The following is a 14,361-nucleotide window of genomic DNA, read 5'->3' on the forward strand; positions in this document are numbered from 1 at the left end:
TCAACGCAGCGATTCGAACAAGGCGTTGAGATCGTCGTAAGGCATCGGGCGGTCGAACGAACGCGTGACGTCTCCGCCCAGGAACGCGCGGCAAGCCAGCAGGCCTGCCGCGAAGGCATGCTGGAACAAGCCGATGCCCGCGCTCACGCGACGCACGCCGGCCTGTTGCAATTGATCGAGCGGCGGAAGGCCCGGCACGGTCATCACGTTCAACGGCAGCGGCGTGGCCGACGCGACGGCGGCGATCTCGGGCAACGCACTGAGCCCCGGCACGAAGACACCGCTCGCGCCCGCCTTGGCGAACTGCGCGAGTTTGTCGTTCGTCATCACGACCGCGGCTTCGCCACTCGCCATGCCGCGCAGGTACACGTCGGTGCGCGCATTGATGAACAACGGGGTGTCGCCGAGGTCTGCGCGGATCGCGTCGATCTTGTCGACCAGGACACTCGCCTCCTTGCCGGCGTCTTCCAGATTGATGCCCACGACGCCGAGATCGACGAGTTCACGCACGAGCTGTGCGACGCGGCGTGGATCGTCGCTGTAGCCGTCTTCCAGGTCGATGCTCACCGGCACGCGCGCCACCCGCATGATCTCGCGCACTTTCGCGAGCAATGCATCGTGATCGAGCGGGCCACCGTCGGCGTATCCGCTGGCCCATGCGAGCGCGGCGCTGCTCGTGCCGATGGCGGGCGCGCCGGCGTGTTGCCACAACGCCGTGCTGGCGGCGTCCCAGGCGTTGGCGATCAGCAGAGGCTTGTCGGCGTGGTGCAAGGCGAGGAATCGGGCATGCATGGGGCGTGCGTCCTTGTCGGGAAGGTCAGCGATCAGGCGAACAGATCGGCAGGCATCGGATCTTGCGGCAAGGCGCCTTCCAGTGCGAGCAGGAAGCGCTTGGTCGGCAGGCCACCGCCGAAGCCAGTGAGGCTTCCATCGGCGCCGATCACGCGATGGCATGGCAAGACGATGGGGATGGGATTGCGGCCATTCGCGGCGCCGACGGCGCGAACCGCGCTCGGCTTGCCGATGCGCGTGGCCAATTGTGCGTAGCTGATCGTTTCGCCGTACGGAATCGTGGCGAGCGCGTGCCAGACGGTGCGTTGGAAGTCGGTGCCTTCCGGCGCCAGCGGCAGGTCGAAGGTGTTGCGCTTGCCCGCGAAATATTCGTCGAGTTGCATCGCGATCGCGTCGAGCACGACGTGCGTCCCTTCACGCCATCGCACGTCGCGCGCCACTGCATGCCGCGGCGCGTGGAATTCGATGGCATGCACGCCCGCATCGGAGGCCGCGATGGCCAGCGGGCCGACGGGGCTTTCGTGCACGCGATGAAAGATCACGGCATTCATGCAGCGGCGTTCCACAGATGGAGCACCGCATAGGCGCGCCATGGTCGCCACGCCTCGGCGCGTTCACGCAAGGCACGGGCCGTCAGGCGCGTACCGTCGGCCGGCAAGGTCTTCTGCAGGACGAGATCTTCCGCGGGGAAGGCATCCGGATGCGACAACGCGCGCAACGCGATGTAGTGCGCCGTCCATGGGCCGATGCCCGGCAACGCAACCCAGCGCTCGACGAAGGCATCGAGCGTGCGCTCGGGCGCGAAATCCACGGCGCCGTCGATCAACGCGCGCGCGACGGTGCGAATGGTGGCGGCACGCGCCTGCGTCAGGCCGACGCCGGCAAGATCCGCATCGGCCAACACTTCGGGCGTCGGAAACAGATGTTCGAACTCGCCGGCGACCAACGGCGTGCCGAACGCACGTGCGACCCGCGACGCGACCGTCCGCGCTGCCGCAACGCTCACCTGCTGCCCGATGATCGCGCGCACCGCGATTTCGAACCCGTCCCACCCGCTCGGCAGGCGCAATCCGGGACGACGTTGCACCCACGGCCGCAGGCGCGGATCGACCGACAAGGCCGACGCGATCGCCTGCGGGTCGGCATCCAGGTCGAACATGCGCCGCACGCGCTGCACCACCGACTGCAATTGCAGCGGCGCGATGCCGTGCACTTCGAGCTTGAGTGCCGCCTCGCCGGGCCACGCGGACACGCGCAACCCGCCGGGCGCCGCGCCGGGCATGGACGGCGCGACCGCGCGCCGATACGCCGTGTCGTCGACGATTTCAACGCCAGGTAACGCACGTCCCTGCAGGAATCGCAGCATCGCCGCGAAATCATGCGGCGGCCTATAACCGAGCCGGAGCACGAGCCCTTCGCCACGCGATGGCGCAGGCCGCTTGCGCAGATCGCGCGGCGCCATGCGATAGGCCTCCTTGAACGTCGTGTTGAACCGACGCAGGCTACCGAAGCCCGAGGCCATCGCGATGTCGGTGATCGACAGGTCGGTTTCGGTCAACAATTGCTTGGCGAACAACAACCGGCGCGTGCCGTGCACGTCGATCGGCGTCGCGCCCAGGCGTTCGACGAACAGGCGACGCAACTGCCGCTCGCCGAGATTCACGCGCTGCGCCAGCACCGACACCGGCGCCTCGGACAACACCCCTTCGTTGATGAGCTTGATCGCGCGCGACACCGCAGCATCGCCCTGCCGCCATGCACCATCGCCAGGCGACAACTCCGGGCGGCAACGCAGGCACGGCCGGAAGCCCGCGGCTTCGGCGGCTGCGGCATTCGGGTAATACACGACGTTCTTCGGTTTGGGCGCCGGTGCCGGACACACCGGGCGGCAATAGATGCGCGTGCTCGTGACCGCGGTGAAGAACAGGCCATCGAAGCGCACGTCGCGGCTGATACGCGCCTGTTCGCACACCTGGTGCGGCGGGAGCGCGGTCGTGGCGAGCGATGCGAAGTGCGTCATGTCCGCAGGCTAGCACCCGCTGCAGGCGCCGACTCGCCGTTTTCGGACATGGACGTCGGAGGGCGGCGAACTCGACGGTCACGCGATTTGCTCTCCCGCCTGCATCCGCTCTCGCATCCGCGTCGTAGAGCCCAGTGGGCAGGCCGCTGGCGACTTGCCGATGCCGGTGGCGAACGACGAGCGGTCGCCGGCACTTCCCCCCGATGCCCGCCGACATGCACAGGAACACCAACATGAAATTCACGATTCTCGCAGGCGCCTGCGCGGCGTTGCTGATCGGCGGCACGGCCCTCGCATCGAGCCATCGCGAGGCCCCCAACATCACGAAGATCCCCAAGGTCGACAACACCGACGTTTATCTGTTCCGCAGCTACGAGAGCGGCCGCAGCGGTTACGTCACGATCCTCGCCAACTTCCAGCCCGGCGAGGACGCTTACGCCGGCCCGAACTACTACCTGATGGATCCGGACGCGCGCTACGACATCCACATCGACAACGATGGCGATGCCCGTTCCGACCTGACCTTCCGCTTCCAGTTCGCGAACCACTACCGCAATGCGGCATTGAACATCGGCGGCACCAGCGTGGCGGTTYCCCTGAGCAACATCGGCCCGTTCTCTTCCAGCAAGGACCCGACGCTGAACGTGGTGGAGGCCTACACCGTGACCACGTTGCGCGAAGGCGCCCAGCCGAAGATCGCGGTCAACGCAGCCACCAGCAAGCACGTGTTCATCAAGCCCTTCGACAACATCGGCACGAAGTCGATTCCCAAGTACGCCGCGTACGCCGAGCAGTACATCTCGCGCATCAATGTCGATGGCTGCGCGGGCACCGGCCGCGTGTTCGTGGGGCAACGGCGCGAAGGCTTCGCCGTCAACCTCGGCGAGATCTTCGACCTCATCCACACCAACCCGGTCGGCGCCACCAACGGCGAGACCAACACCCTGGCGAGGAAGAACATCACCACGATCGCGCTCGAGATGCCCATCGGGTGCCTGACCGGCGGCAGCCCGATCATCGGCGCATGGAGTACGGCGTCACTGCCGAACAAGGCCGGCACGCAGGTGCAGGTCTCGCGCCTGTCCTCGCCGCTGATCAACGAAGTCATCATCGGATTGCCCGACAAGGACAAGTTCAACGCCTCRCAGCCCGTCGACGACGCGCAGTTCGCCAAGTACGTGACCAACCCGACCTTGCCCGCGTTGATCCAGGTGCTCTATCCGAGCGTGACCGCGCCCACCCTGTTTCCGCGCACGGACCTCGTCGCCGCGTTCCTCACCGGCGTTCCCGGCCTCAACCAACCGGCGAACGTGCGTCCCGCGGAAATCATGCGGCTCAACACGTCCATCGCACCCAAGGTGGCGAGCCAGCAGAAATCGCTCGGCGTCCTGGCAGGCGACACGGCGGGCTTCCCGAATGGGCGACGCCCCGGCGACGACGTGGTGGACATCGAGCTGCGCGTGGCGATGGGCGTGCTGTTGAACGATCAGCAGGCGCCGTCGCGCCGCCTGCCGTTCACCGATGGCGCGGACGTGCGCGCGACCGAATTCCGCAATTCGTTCCCGTACCTCAACACGCCGCTCCCGGGCGCGACCGACTGAGTTGCGTCGAGCCATCAACCCCCGGTGGCCGAGGCGCCACCGGGGATGGAGTGAATCGATGGGATACCGCTTCGCACTTCTCGTGCTGCTCGCACTCGCGCCCGCGAGCGTCCTGGCGCAACAACCACCGTTTGTCGTACCGACTTCGCGCGACACGCTGCTCGAACGCCTCCCGCGCGGATATGCCGCGCTCGAACCCGCTCCGGGCCCGCGCGTCCAAGCATTGCCGCAGGCGAACGCCCTGCTCGCCGCGGCAGCACGCACGGGCGATGCGCGCTTGGCCGCGCGCGCGGAAGCGATCCTCGCCGCGATACCGCGACAATCCGTGGAAGTGCGGAAAGCGCGCGCGTTCGCAGCGCAACACCGCCACGCATTCGACGACGCCACGCGCCTGTTGTCGTCGGTATTGGCCGAACATCCGCGCGATGGCGGCGCGCGCCTCTCGCGCGCGCAGATCCTGCTGGTCCAGGGCCATCTGGTCGAAGCGCGCTCGGATTGCACGACGCTGGTGCTCGGCGTCGACAGCGAAGCGGGCCTGCTGTGCGTTGCGGCGCTGGTCGGGCGGCAAGGCCGGTACGACGCGGCGAACGGATCGCTCGATGGATGGCTCGCGCAACCTGCGCGCGACCCACGGGCGCTGCGCAGCGTGCTCGTTTCCCGTGGCGAGTTTGCCGCACGGATCGGCGATGCGCATGCGGACACCTACTTCGCACGCGCACTGACGATCGATCCGCAGGACGTCCGCACGCTGGCGGCCTATGCGCGTGCATTGCGCGCACGCGGCCGCGATGCCGAGGCCCTGGCACTCCTCGCGCACGCGCCGGACAGCGATGGCCTGCAATTGCAGAAAACGCTCGCCGCGCATGCCGTGGGGGCGCGCGACGCTGCACCTCTTGCCGCATCGATGCGACGTCGCTATGCACTCGCGCACGCGGTGGGGACGGAGCCGGAGTTGCGGGACGAGGCCGACTTCCGCCTCGTGATCGAAAACAATCCGTTGGCAGCGCTTGCGCTCGCGCAGAAGAACTTCGGGCAACAACGCGATTTCGAGGATGTCGACATCCTGCTGCGCGCCGCGCGCGCCGCAGGTCGAAGCGACGTCGTGGCGGACACCGCGGCATGGCTGCTGCGATCGGGCATCGATACCCGACGGGTGGCATCGCGATGAACCGGATCGTCTGTTTGCTCCTGTTGCTGCTCGCAAGTTCGGGTGCAATGGCGCACACCTTGTCGGTGTCGCATGTCGATCTGGTCGAAGCACCCGACAAGTCGCTGGAGGTGGAAGTCGACCTCTCGCTCCGCGACATCGCGTTGACGTTGCCGCTGGATCGCGACCGCAACGAGCAGGTGACGTGGGGCGAATTGCAGGCGATCCAAACGTCGCTGCGTGCGATGGTCGAGGCCGGCGTCGTCATCGAGCGCGGTGGCGAACCATGCACCCTGCAGCCCGCCGGCTTCGGCATCCGCGCTTACGACGAAGGCACGCACGCCGCGCTGCGATTCCACGCAAGGTGCGCGAACGCCGGCCGCGTGCAGGTGCACTACGCGCTCCTGTTCGATCGCGACCCGCAACACCGCGCCCTGGTCACGCTGCACACCGGCCAGCGTGAGGCAACCGGCATTGCCCGAACCGACGCGCGCGACGTCGTGCTCGATGCCGACGGCGAAGCCACCTTCCTGCAGTTCGTGCGCGAAGGCACGCACCACATCCTCGTCGGTTACGACCACCTCGCCTTCCTGCTCTCGCTGCTGCTCACCGCCGCGCTGATCCGCACCGGCAGCGCATGGACACCCGCGCCCAGCCCGCGGGCCTGCATCACACGCGCGGTCGGCATCGCCACCGCCTTCACCCTCGCGCACTCGGTGACATTGTCGCTGGCAGCGTTGGGCTGGATCGTGCCCGCCTCGCGCATCGTGGAATCGGCGATCGCAGCCAGTGTCGTGCTGGCGGCCCTCAACAACGTATGGCCCGTGGTGGAGCGCCGCGCATGGCTGATCGGTTTCGGTTTCGGATTGGTCCACGGATTCGGCTTCGCGGGCGCATTGGCCGAGCTTGGCCTGTCGAAACAGGTGCGCCTGGTCTCGCTGGTGGGCTTCAACCTCGGCGTCGAGATCGGGCAGATCATCGTGGTGACGGTCGCGCTGTCGCTGTTGCTGGCGATCCGCTACCGCGCCTGGTACGCACGCCGCGTCATGCCGGTGGCCTCGCTGGCCATCGCCGGCTGCGCGACGGTGTGGATGGTGCAGCGGCTGACGGCGTGAAGTGCGCACCGCCTCTCTATCGCCACGCCGACGCGGCCCCGCCGCCCGTCATCGGGTGTCAACTGGCCGTCGTGGCATAAGGGCGCGCATGAACGAATCCGGTTTCGTTGACGCCGACCGCCTGCTGCCCCTCGTGGCCGCCGGCGACCGCGCCGCGTTCGAATCGCTGTACCACGATACGGCGCCGACACTGATGGGTATCTGCCTGCGTGTGTTGCCGGATCGTGCGGAAGCCGAGGACGTGCTGCAGGACGTCTTCGTCCTCGTGTGGGGCAAGGCCACGCAATTCGATCCCGCGCGTTCCCATGCGATCGGCTGGCTGTGCAGCATTGCGCGCAATCGCGCGATCGACCGCCTGCGCAGCCTTCCCGCACCCGCATTGCGCGCTTCGATCGAATGGGCCGAGTCGATCCCGGACCCCGGGCCCTCGCCCGCGACGCGCGCCGGCACGGCCGCCGATCGCGCACGCCTGGACGAGTGCATCGACGAACTCGATCCGCGCCGCCAGGCACTGATCCGCACGGCGTTCTATGACGGCGCGACCTACGGCGAATTGGCCGAACGCTCGGGTTCGCCACTGGGTTCGATCAAGAGTTGGATCCGGCGCGCCCTGGCGCAATTGAAAGCGTGCCTGGAACGATGAACACGACCGCCGACCGCATCGACCCCAACGATCCCTCGCCGCCGGACGATGGCGTGCTCGCGGGCGAATACGTGCTCGGCGTCCTCGATCGCGAACAACGCGACCGCGTGCAAGCGCGCATCGCGCGAGAGCCTGCGTTCGCAGCCTTGGTCGATGCGTGGGAAACGCACTTCTCGCCCTGGAGCGTGCGCGTGGACGCCGTCGCGCCCGGCGCGCAGGTGTGGCCGCGCATCCGCACGCAGTTGGGTTGGAACGCAGTCGAACCGGCGCGCACCGGGTTGTGGAACAGCGTGCGCTTCTGGCGCGTGGCAACGACGCTGGCCGCTGCCGCGGGCGTCGCGGCGATCGTCGTCCTGCTGCAACGCGCGCCGACGCCCGCGCCTTCGCCGCCGGCGGTCGTCGTGCGTCCGCCTGCAGTGGAAGCGCCGGCCCTGCCTGTCACCGTGCTCGCACGCGACGACGGCAGCGCGGGATGGATCGCGCGCATCGACCCGGCCAACGGCAAGTTGCTGATGGTCCCGGTGCCTTCGCCGCCCGACGCCAACGGCCGCGTGAGCGAACTGTGGGTCATTCCCGAAGGCCGGGCGCCGATTTCGCTCGGCAGGATTTCGAACGCGCAGGCGCTGACCATCGACGTGCCCGTGAACTTGCGGCGCGAACTCAGCGTCGGCGCAACCTTGGCCGTGTCGCTCGAACCGCCGACGGGCATCCCGCACGCCGCGCCGACCGGGCCGATCGTCGCAAAGGGCGGCATCACGCAGCTATAGCGGTGTGTTGGCGATCGCGCCGGCCTTCGCCTCTGCTGTCTTGACCGCGTCGAGTTCGACGTCCCGGTTGCGAACGATGTCCTCGACCGTCGTGGCGACCACGACATCGGGCCGGAGCCCGCTGTCCGGTGCGCTGTCCACGAAGCGCGCGATCAGGGGAAGATCGAGCTCGATCTTCGTATTGGGCAATCGCAGGAAGAAGAACGCACCGCCGTTGATGCCGCGCTGGTTTCCGCCCGTGGGTTGGCCGACCAGCGTGGCGAGGTGGTGATGTTGGACCTGCTCGGCGAACTGGAAGGTCGCGGAACTGTTGGTCGGCCCGACGAGCACATAGACACGTCCGGTGTAGCGCGGCGCTTGCGGCTCGATGCGCTTCACCCCGGGCGATTGTCCGTCCTCGAGCAAAGTGAAGAAGCGCTTGCCGGCGGGCACTGCGTCCTTCCCCCAGTCCTTGAACGACGGATCCCAGGTATCGAGCATCGGGGCCAGCGCATCGGGCACTTTGCGATATCGCACGCGGCGTTCCGGCACGGGGAACGCCAGGGTCGTCTCCAGCAGGTGCGGCAGGATCGCATCGCCGACATCGAGCCCGCCTTCGTTTCCGCGCAAGTCGATCACCAACGCCGGCGGCTTGCTCCGATCGAGTTCGGCGAACGCGTGCGCGAGGAACGCCTTCCAATCCCATTTCCCGTCGTACAGCGCCCACGTCGGCATCCGCAGGATGGCCATGCCGGGGACCGCGGCGTCCATGGACCAACCGGCTTGCGCGTCATCGGCGCTCGCCTGCCGCGCGGCCAGGCGTTGCGCGTAGGTGAGCGCATCCACTTCGAGCGTGCGTTCGATGCCCCCGGGCGAACGGACCACCAGGGTCTGCTTCGCATCCACTTGCGGGAAGTAAAGCGGAAGATAGATGTCGAAGGTCTCGTACTTTTCGGTCCCCTGCACTTCGAGCAGGGCCACGCGCTTGGCATCGTTGCTGCCGTCGGCGCGGGCGATGCGCATCAGCCGATCCAGGATGCGCCGTGTCTCGACGCCGTCGATGGCGAGGACCTCCGTTCCGCGCGCAAGCACCTTCTGCGTGGTCAGATCGCGGGTGACGATCATGCGCCCGTCGAGCCACCGGAATTCGAAGGGCACGCGATCGTGGCCTTCGAGCAGCGCGTGCCGGATCGACTCGGGTTGATTGGTGGGGTTGAGGTAGGTGTGGCCGCAGCGGATCGTGGCGGCGAACTCGGAGAAGGCCAGGTAGGTATCCCGCAGGTCGCGCGACCCGTCCAGGGCCTTTCGCAAAGTCCGCACGTGCGCGTCGAACTGCGCGGGCGTGTTGTACCGATACAAGCCGGGATGCAACTGCGTGTAGGTGCTCACGAGCACGTCGACGTCGGCTTGCAGGGACCGGCGATCGAAGGTGGGTTCGCTCGCGCTTGCGCTGGACCACAGCAAGATCGCGACCAGGAACGTGGCACGCTTCGCACGCATGACCTACTCCTCAAGCACCATGTAGACGTCCGCGCGCGCATAGTGCGAACCCGGGCGCGGTGCGGGCCGATGGCGAAAGCCAACGCTTTCGTACAGGGCGAGCGCGGGGGCGAGCTTGCTGCTCGATTCCAGGAACAACTCGCGCCCAGCCATCCCGCGATACGCCGCGAGCGCGCCTTCCATCAACAGGCGTCCGATGCCCTGGCCCTGGAACGCCGGATCGACCGCCATCTTGGTCAACTCGTACACGCCATCGCCTTCGTGCTTGAGCGCCACGGTGCCGATGGCCTTGTCGTCCGCAGCGATCGCGAACAACACGCGCCCACCGTCTGCGAGGATGTGCGTTTCCGGATCGGAAAGTACCGCGCGGTCCACGTCTTCGACGACGAAGAAGCGTTCCAGCCAGTCGATGTTGAGGCGCGCGAAATCGGCGCGCCAGCGGGGGTCGTAGTCGGCGATGCGGATCATCGCGCCATGTTAGCCGAATCAAAGCGTCTTCAAGAATGCCTCCAGGTCCTGCTTCTGCTGCGCATCCAGGCCCAGTTTGCGCACCTGGTTGTAGTGCGTCACCACGTCCGCCAACGTCGCCGCACTCCCGTCGTGGAAATACGGCGGGTGTTGCCACAGCCCGCGCAACGGCGTCGTGCGGTACGCCTTGTTGTTAGTGCGCGCGGCATATGCGCCTTCTATGCCGGTCTCCTCCGGCTTGTGCAGTTTTCCGCCGTTGTTGTCCGTTCCGTCGAACCCGACGTGGCACGCCGAGCAATTCTTCGCGAACACGCCGCGGCCGCGTTTGGCCGACGCCACGTCGACGCTTCCGGCCGGTGGCGCGGGCGCGTGCAGACTGAGCTGATATGCGCGCAAGGCGGGCAACTTCGGTGTCACCAGGTCCGGCGTACGGTTCACGTCGATGCCGAGTTTCGGATCCGAGAACTTGCCCTGCCCGCCCATCTGCGTGACCGCCACATAGGCATTCCAGTACGAAATGGGCGCATCGCCCGTGTAGGTTTCGTTCTTCACGTGCGCCAGGCCGTAGGCCGGCGGCAACACCAGCGGCGTGTTCTTGCCGTCGATGTTGTAGCGCGGGTCGTACTTGCCCTTGCCCCAACCGTTGTAGACGGCCTTCTTGTCGGCCGGCAACGCAGGCGACAACGCGATGATCGCGCCGACGTTCAAATCGCGATTCGGCCAACCATCCTTGCGATGTCCGATCCCGGGTGCGACCGAATCGTCGACGGTCGAATGGCACAGCGCGCACGTGACGCCGAGTTTCGTGATGTGGTTGTTCGCATCGACGGTGGCCTGTAATCCGACGACGGCATTCATCTTGAGCAACGCGACCGTCGTGGCAGGGCTCTTGAGATCGACCTTTTCGAGAATGCCGGGCGGCAACGCATCGGCATCGACCTTCAGGCCGACGGCGAGCGCGGTCGTCGGATCGACGTGCTGCTCGACGACCTCGTGCATGCGCAACTGGTCGGTCCATTGGCGCTCGTCGCCGAAGGTGTCGAAGCGGAAGATGCGCTGGCCTTCCGCGAGGAATGCGGCGTCGTGCTGCTTCGTCGCGTCGGGTACGGGCGCGGCGGCGAGCGTTGCCACCACGCCGAGGGCGGTCATCGCTGCGAAGAGCATCGTGGTGCGTCGCAGCGACCCGGTCCGGGTGTCTTGTCGAGCTTGCTGGGGCATGGCTGGCTGGGACATGGCGATCCTCCGTGGGCGGCCATACCTCCAGATGCGCCAGTGCGCGCCAGGTTCCCGACTCGACGGTGCCAGCGCTTGGAGCTCAACGTTTCTGGTACGGGTGGAAGATGAAATCCTGCTTGGCCACCTTCAGGTGGCAGGCGTGGCCGCAGTCGGATTTGCTGGCCGCATCGGCGGAGAACGTGTCGGCCTTCGTGTCGTAGTTGAACAGCGCGTAGCCCCAGCCGCCGCTCTTCGGGAATTTCTTCGCGTCCTTCTCGATCACGAAGGCTTGGGTGAAGACGTCGGGCACATCCACGGCGAATGGCGCCGTGGTGCTCTTCTTCGGCTTCCACTGCAGCTTGGCGATCTTCGAACCGTCGGGGAAGGGCTTGCCGTTGCCCGGAATGCCGGACTTGTAGGCCTTGATCATCGTCGGGTTGGCGACGATCACCTTCAGCACCTCATCGGTACGCGCCGAGGAGACCACGGCCCAGTCCTCGTAGCCCCGGAAATCGGAAAAGGCGATGCCGCTCGGCGACTTCAGCGCGTACTTGTCGCCCTTGGCCTGCGCGTACAGGCCGGTTCCGCACAGGACGGCGCTCACTGCCGCCGCGATGACAAACGTGAATCGGCTGTCGCGTTTCATGGTGGATCCTCCTTGAAAGTCGGATCACAGCAGAGGCGATTGGCGGGATCGATTGGACTTTGGTATCGGTTCTCGCTGCGCCAGGAGGTCCTGCAGCCGGGCCGCGTTCTCGACCGCGTGCGAATGCGCGGTGTTGTCGAACAGGCACCACGCCGGCCGACGGTGCCGCGCAAAGGCGAGCAACTGATCGGCCAACGCGGACAGGCGGTCGTCGTCGTACGCGCTGTAATACATGCGCGGTGCGCCATGCAAACGGAAGTAGTGCCAGGGCCCTGCCCCGCCGGGCGCGCCCGCGCCTTCCGGCACCGCGGGATCGGCCGCGACGCGCGCGACCTCGTGGCGCGCCCACACTGCATCCACGCGCGAGTCGAACCAGCTTGCATGCCGCGGCTCGCAGGCGATCGGCACATCGAACACGCTGCGAAGTTGCCGGAAAAAGGTACCCGCCACGCGCGCATCGAAGACCAGCGACGGCGGGAGTTGCACGAGCACGCCGCCGAGCTTGCTGCCGAGCCCCGCGATCTCTTCGGCGAAACGGCGGATCGCCGGGCCGCTGCCGACCAGGCGCGCTTCATGCGTGATGGTCTTCGGCACCTTCACCGAGAACCGGAACGCACGGGGCACCGCCTCGGCCCAGCGGATGAAGGTCTCGGGGCGATGCGAACGATGGAACGTGGAATTGACTTCGACCACGGAAAAGCGCGTCGCGTAGCGCGCGAGCGTCGAGTCGCCGTCGCCGAACAACGCCGCCTGCCGCGACGCGATCGACCAGCCCGCGCACCCGATGCGGATCATGTGCGTCGTGCGGACAAAACGTCCCGGATCGCAGGCACGCGCCCGGCGATCTCCCGCGCGAGGAATCCCGTCGTCCCGATCTCGCGGCTCAGCACTTCGCCTGCACGCGCGTGCAACACGACGCCCCACACCGCCGCCTGGTCGGGCGGAATCCCCTGCGCCATCAGCCCGCAGATCAGGCCCGCAAGCACATCGCCGGAACCGGAGGTGCCCAGGCCCGCGCAGCCGCGCGTATGCAGCCAGACGCGGCCATCCGGATCCGCAATCACCGTTTCCGCGCTTTTCAACACGACGATCGCATCGACCTGCATCGCAAATGCACGCGCGATGTCGACGGGATGCGCTTCGACCTCCGATGCGTCGATGTCGAGCAAGCTGGCCATCTCGCCGAAATGCGGCGTCATCACGCACGCGCCCGCGCGTGCGGTCGACTTCACTGCTTCCAGTGCGCCTGCATCGAGCACCACGGTCTTCGCGCGTCGACACACGGCGGCCGCAACGCGACGCGTCGCTGCCGTCTCCTCCATCCCGGGGCCGACGAGCACCGCGTCCGCGTTCTCCACCGCTTGCGTGACATCGCGCCCCAGGCTGGCGATCTCGCCGCGCGCATCGGCCGCCAACCCCGACACCATCGCTTCGGGCATCGCGACCGCAAGCGCCAGCGCAGCCTGTCGACTCGTCGCCACGTGCAACTTGCCCGCGCCCGCGCGCAAACTCGCCGTCGCCGCGAGCATCGCCGCACCGGGAATGCGCGTGCTGCCGCCGATGATCAGCACGCGGCCGCGTTCTTCCTTGCCGTGCGTCGCTTCGGCATCCGGCAGCGGCCACTTGCGCAGCAACGCATCGGTCACGCGTACCGTCTTCACTTGGGGCCGGCCGGTTTGTCGGGCGCCGTCGTCACCGGCGCACCGGCTTCGCGCATCGGCAGGGCGAGGTTCGCCTGCACCAGGTGGAATCGTGCGTCGAGCGCCGTGCGATCGATCGCGTATTCGGTGATGCCGCAGTTGGGGACGTCGGCCTTCGCATCGATCGCGAGCACTTCGCTTTCGCCCATGCACTCCAAGAGATAGCGGAAGCAATTGACGATCACCTGGTGCCCGACGATCAGCACGCGGTCGCCGACGTGGTCGCGACGCAAGACTTCGAGCAAGCTGCGCAGCCGCAGCACGACGTCGCACCAGCTTTCGCCACCGGGCGGTCGGAAATAGAACTTGCCGACGAGCTTGCGTTGTTCGGCGAGCTCCGGGAATTTCTCCAGGATGCCGTGCCGCGTATAGCGGTCGAGGATGCCGAATTCCTTTTCCCGCAGGCGTTCGTCGACCTGCACGTCGTCGGCGTCGAATGCCACGCCGTTCGCGACCGCCATGCACGTCTGCTGCGCGCGCACGAACGGCGAGGTCAGGAAGATGTTGGGGCGCTCGCTCGCGGGCTTGCCTGCGAACCAATGCGCGAGCGCGTCCGCCTGTTGTTCGCCCAGCGGCGACAGCGGGACATCGGCGTCGCGCGTGGACAGTGCGATCAGCGAAAGGCCATCGCGCTCGGCGAGGTCGCGCGCGACGTTGCCGGCGCTTTGCCCGTGGCGCACGATCCACAGGCGATCGGGCCAGTCGGTGTGACGGAGTTTGGGCACGAGGGGTCTTCGCGGGGCGGAGCCGCGACGTTGCCACGCAGCG

The 14,361-nt window shown here is 67.3% G+C and carries 15 protein-coding genes; 5 read left to right on the plus strand and 10 right to left on the minus strand.

Annotated features, from left to right (window positions below; genetic code table 11):
- The 3 genes from ACXJJ8_RS00235 to ACXJJ8_RS00245 are packed head-to-tail and all read right to left on the minus strand — an operon-like array spanning position 1 to position 2,812.
- Positions 1-792 (minus strand): isocitrate lyase/PEP mutase family protein, encoded by a 792-nt coding sequence (locus tag ACXJJ8_RS00235; RefSeq protein WP_499026125.1) that lies wholly within the window; start codon positions 790-792, stop codon positions 1-3.
- Between the two features lie 32 nt (positions 793-824).
- A complete protein-coding gene (locus ACXJJ8_RS00240) occupies positions 825-1,343 on the minus strand; it encodes a methylated-DNA--[protein]-cysteine S-methyltransferase (RefSeq protein WP_499026126.1) in 519 nt (172 codons plus the stop codon).
- On the minus strand, positions 1,340-2,812 hold the full coding sequence (locus tag ACXJJ8_RS00245) for a DNA-3-methyladenine glycosylase 2 family protein (protein WP_499026127.1): 1,473 nt from the start codon (positions 2,810-2,812) through the stop codon (positions 1,340-1,342). Before ACXJJ8_RS00245 ends, ACXJJ8_RS00240 begins: the two co-directional genes overlap by 4 nt.
- A 233-nt stretch (positions 2,813-3,045) precedes the next feature.
- Between ACXJJ8_RS00245 and ACXJJ8_RS00250 the strand changes: the two genes are divergently transcribed.
- The 5 genes from ACXJJ8_RS00250 (at position 3,046) to ACXJJ8_RS00270 (ending at position 8,085) form a co-directional block, all read left to right on the plus strand.
- A complete protein-coding gene (locus tag ACXJJ8_RS00250) occupies positions 3,046-4,413 on the plus strand; it encodes a DUF4331 domain-containing protein (protein ID WP_499026128.1) in 1,368 nt (455 codons plus the stop codon).
- Between the two features lie 58 nt (positions 4,414-4,471).
- Positions 4,472-5,581 (plus strand): tetratricopeptide repeat protein, encoded by a 1,110-nt coding sequence (locus ACXJJ8_RS00255; RefSeq protein ID WP_499026129.1) that lies wholly within the window; start codon positions 4,472-4,474, stop codon positions 5,579-5,581.
- Positions 5,533-6,675, plus strand: a complete 1,143-nt coding sequence (locus ACXJJ8_RS00260; protein ID WP_499026130.1) for a HupE/UreJ family protein — start codon at positions 5,533-5,535, stop codon at positions 6,673-6,675. The genes ACXJJ8_RS00255 and ACXJJ8_RS00260 overlap by 49 nt, the downstream gene beginning before the upstream one ends.
- An 88-nt stretch (positions 6,676-6,763) precedes the next feature.
- The gene (locus tag ACXJJ8_RS00265) at positions 6,764-7,318 is read left to right on the plus strand and encodes a sigma-70 family RNA polymerase sigma factor (protein ID WP_499026131.1); all 555 of its coding nucleotides are present in this window, start codon (positions 6,764-6,766) and stop codon (positions 7,316-7,318) included.
- Positions 7,315-8,085: an anti-sigma factor gene (locus ACXJJ8_RS00270; protein ID WP_499026132.1), complete on the plus strand. Its 771-nt coding sequence runs from the start codon at positions 7,315-7,317 to the stop codon at positions 8,083-8,085. Before ACXJJ8_RS00265 ends, ACXJJ8_RS00270 begins: the two co-directional genes overlap by 4 nt.
- Here the strand turns inward: ACXJJ8_RS00270 and ACXJJ8_RS00275 are convergent.
- The 7 genes from ACXJJ8_RS00275 to ACXJJ8_RS00305 form a co-directional block, all read right to left on the minus strand.
- Positions 8,080-9,564: a S41 family peptidase gene (locus tag ACXJJ8_RS00275; protein WP_499026133.1), complete on the minus strand. Its 1,485-nt coding sequence runs from the start codon at positions 9,562-9,564 to the stop codon at positions 8,080-8,082. The two genes, ACXJJ8_RS00270 and ACXJJ8_RS00275, sit on opposite strands and share 6 nt — an antisense overlap.
- A 3-nt stretch (positions 9,565-9,567) precedes the next feature.
- Positions 9,568-10,032 (minus strand): GNAT family N-acetyltransferase, encoded by a 465-nt coding sequence (locus ACXJJ8_RS00280; RefSeq protein WP_499026135.1) that lies wholly within the window; start codon positions 10,030-10,032, stop codon positions 9,568-9,570.
- Between the two features lie 18 nt (positions 10,033-10,050).
- Positions 10,051-11,265, minus strand: a complete 1,215-nt coding sequence (locus ACXJJ8_RS00285; protein ID WP_499026137.1) for a c-type cytochrome — start codon at positions 11,263-11,265, stop codon at positions 10,051-10,053.
- A gap of 82 nt (positions 11,266-11,347) precedes the next feature.
- Positions 11,348-11,893, minus strand: a complete 546-nt coding sequence (locus tag ACXJJ8_RS00290) for a cytochrome P460 family protein (RefSeq protein ID WP_499026139.1) — start codon at positions 11,891-11,893, stop codon at positions 11,348-11,350.
- Between the two features lie 24 nt (positions 11,894-11,917).
- The gene (locus tag ACXJJ8_RS00295; protein ID WP_499026141.1) at positions 11,918-12,688 is read right to left on the minus strand and encodes a DUF72 domain-containing protein; all 771 of its coding nucleotides are present in this window, start codon (positions 12,686-12,688) and stop codon (positions 11,918-11,920) included.
- Positions 12,685-13,539 carry an NAD(P)H-hydrate dehydratase gene (locus ACXJJ8_RS00300; protein ID WP_499026142.1) on the minus strand — a complete coding sequence of 285 codons (855 nt, stop codon included), beginning with the start codon at positions 13,537-13,539 and terminating at the stop codon, positions 12,685-12,687. Before ACXJJ8_RS00300 ends, ACXJJ8_RS00295 begins: the two co-directional genes overlap by 4 nt.
- Before the next feature lie 11 nt (positions 13,540-13,550).
- Positions 13,551-14,318 carry a histidine phosphatase family protein gene (locus tag ACXJJ8_RS00305; RefSeq protein ID WP_499026143.1) on the minus strand — a complete coding sequence of 256 codons (768 nt, stop codon included), beginning with the start codon at positions 14,316-14,318 and terminating at the stop codon, positions 13,551-13,553.
- Between the last annotated feature and the right edge of the window lie 43 nt (positions 14,319-14,361).

Source organism: Lysobacter sp. P5_C4 (assembly GCF_054049695.1).

Excerpts from the sequence above, each read along its gene's own strand:
- ACXJJ8_RS00235 (WP_499026125.1), bottom strand. The coding sequence starts at position 792 with ATGCATGCCCGATTCCTCGCCTTGCACCACGCCGACAAGCCTCTGCTG.
- ACXJJ8_RS00240 (WP_499026126.1), bottom strand. The coding sequence starts at position 1,343 with ATGAATGCCGTGATCTTTCATCGCGTGCACGAAAGCCCCGTCGGCCCG.
- ACXJJ8_RS00245 (WP_499026127.1), bottom strand. The coding sequence starts at position 2,812 with ATGACGCACTTCGCATCGCTCGCCACGACCGCGCTCCCGCCGCACCAG.
- ACXJJ8_RS00255 (WP_499026129.1), top strand. The coding sequence starts at position 4,472 with ATGGGATACCGCTTCGCACTTCTCGTGCTGCTCGCACTCGCGCCCGCG.
- ACXJJ8_RS00260 (WP_499026130.1), top strand. The coding sequence starts at position 5,533 with ATGGCTGCTGCGATCGGGCATCGATACCCGACGGGTGGCATCGCGATG.
- ACXJJ8_RS00265 (WP_499026131.1), top strand. The coding sequence starts at position 6,764 with ATGAACGAATCCGGTTTCGTTGACGCCGACCGCCTGCTGCCCCTCGTG.
- ACXJJ8_RS00270 (WP_499026132.1), top strand. The coding sequence starts at position 7,315 with ATGAACACGACCGCCGACCGCATCGACCCCAACGATCCCTCGCCGCCG.
- ACXJJ8_RS00275 (WP_499026133.1), bottom strand. The coding sequence starts at position 9,564 with ATGCGTGCGAAGCGTGCCACGTTCCTGGTCGCGATCTTGCTGTGGTCC.
- ACXJJ8_RS00280 (WP_499026135.1), bottom strand. The coding sequence starts at position 10,032 with ATGATCCGCATCGCCGACTACGACCCCCGCTGGCGCGCCGATTTCGCG.
- ACXJJ8_RS00285 (WP_499026137.1), bottom strand. The coding sequence starts at position 11,265 with ATGTCCCAGCCAGCCATGCCCCAGCAAGCTCGACAAGACACCCGGACC.
- ACXJJ8_RS00290 (WP_499026139.1), bottom strand. The coding sequence starts at position 11,893 with ATGAAACGCGACAGCCGATTCACGTTTGTCATCGCGGCGGCAGTGAGC.
- ACXJJ8_RS00295 (WP_499026141.1), bottom strand. The coding sequence starts at position 12,688 with ATGATCCGCATCGGGTGCGCGGGCTGGTCGATCGCGTCGCGGCAGGCG.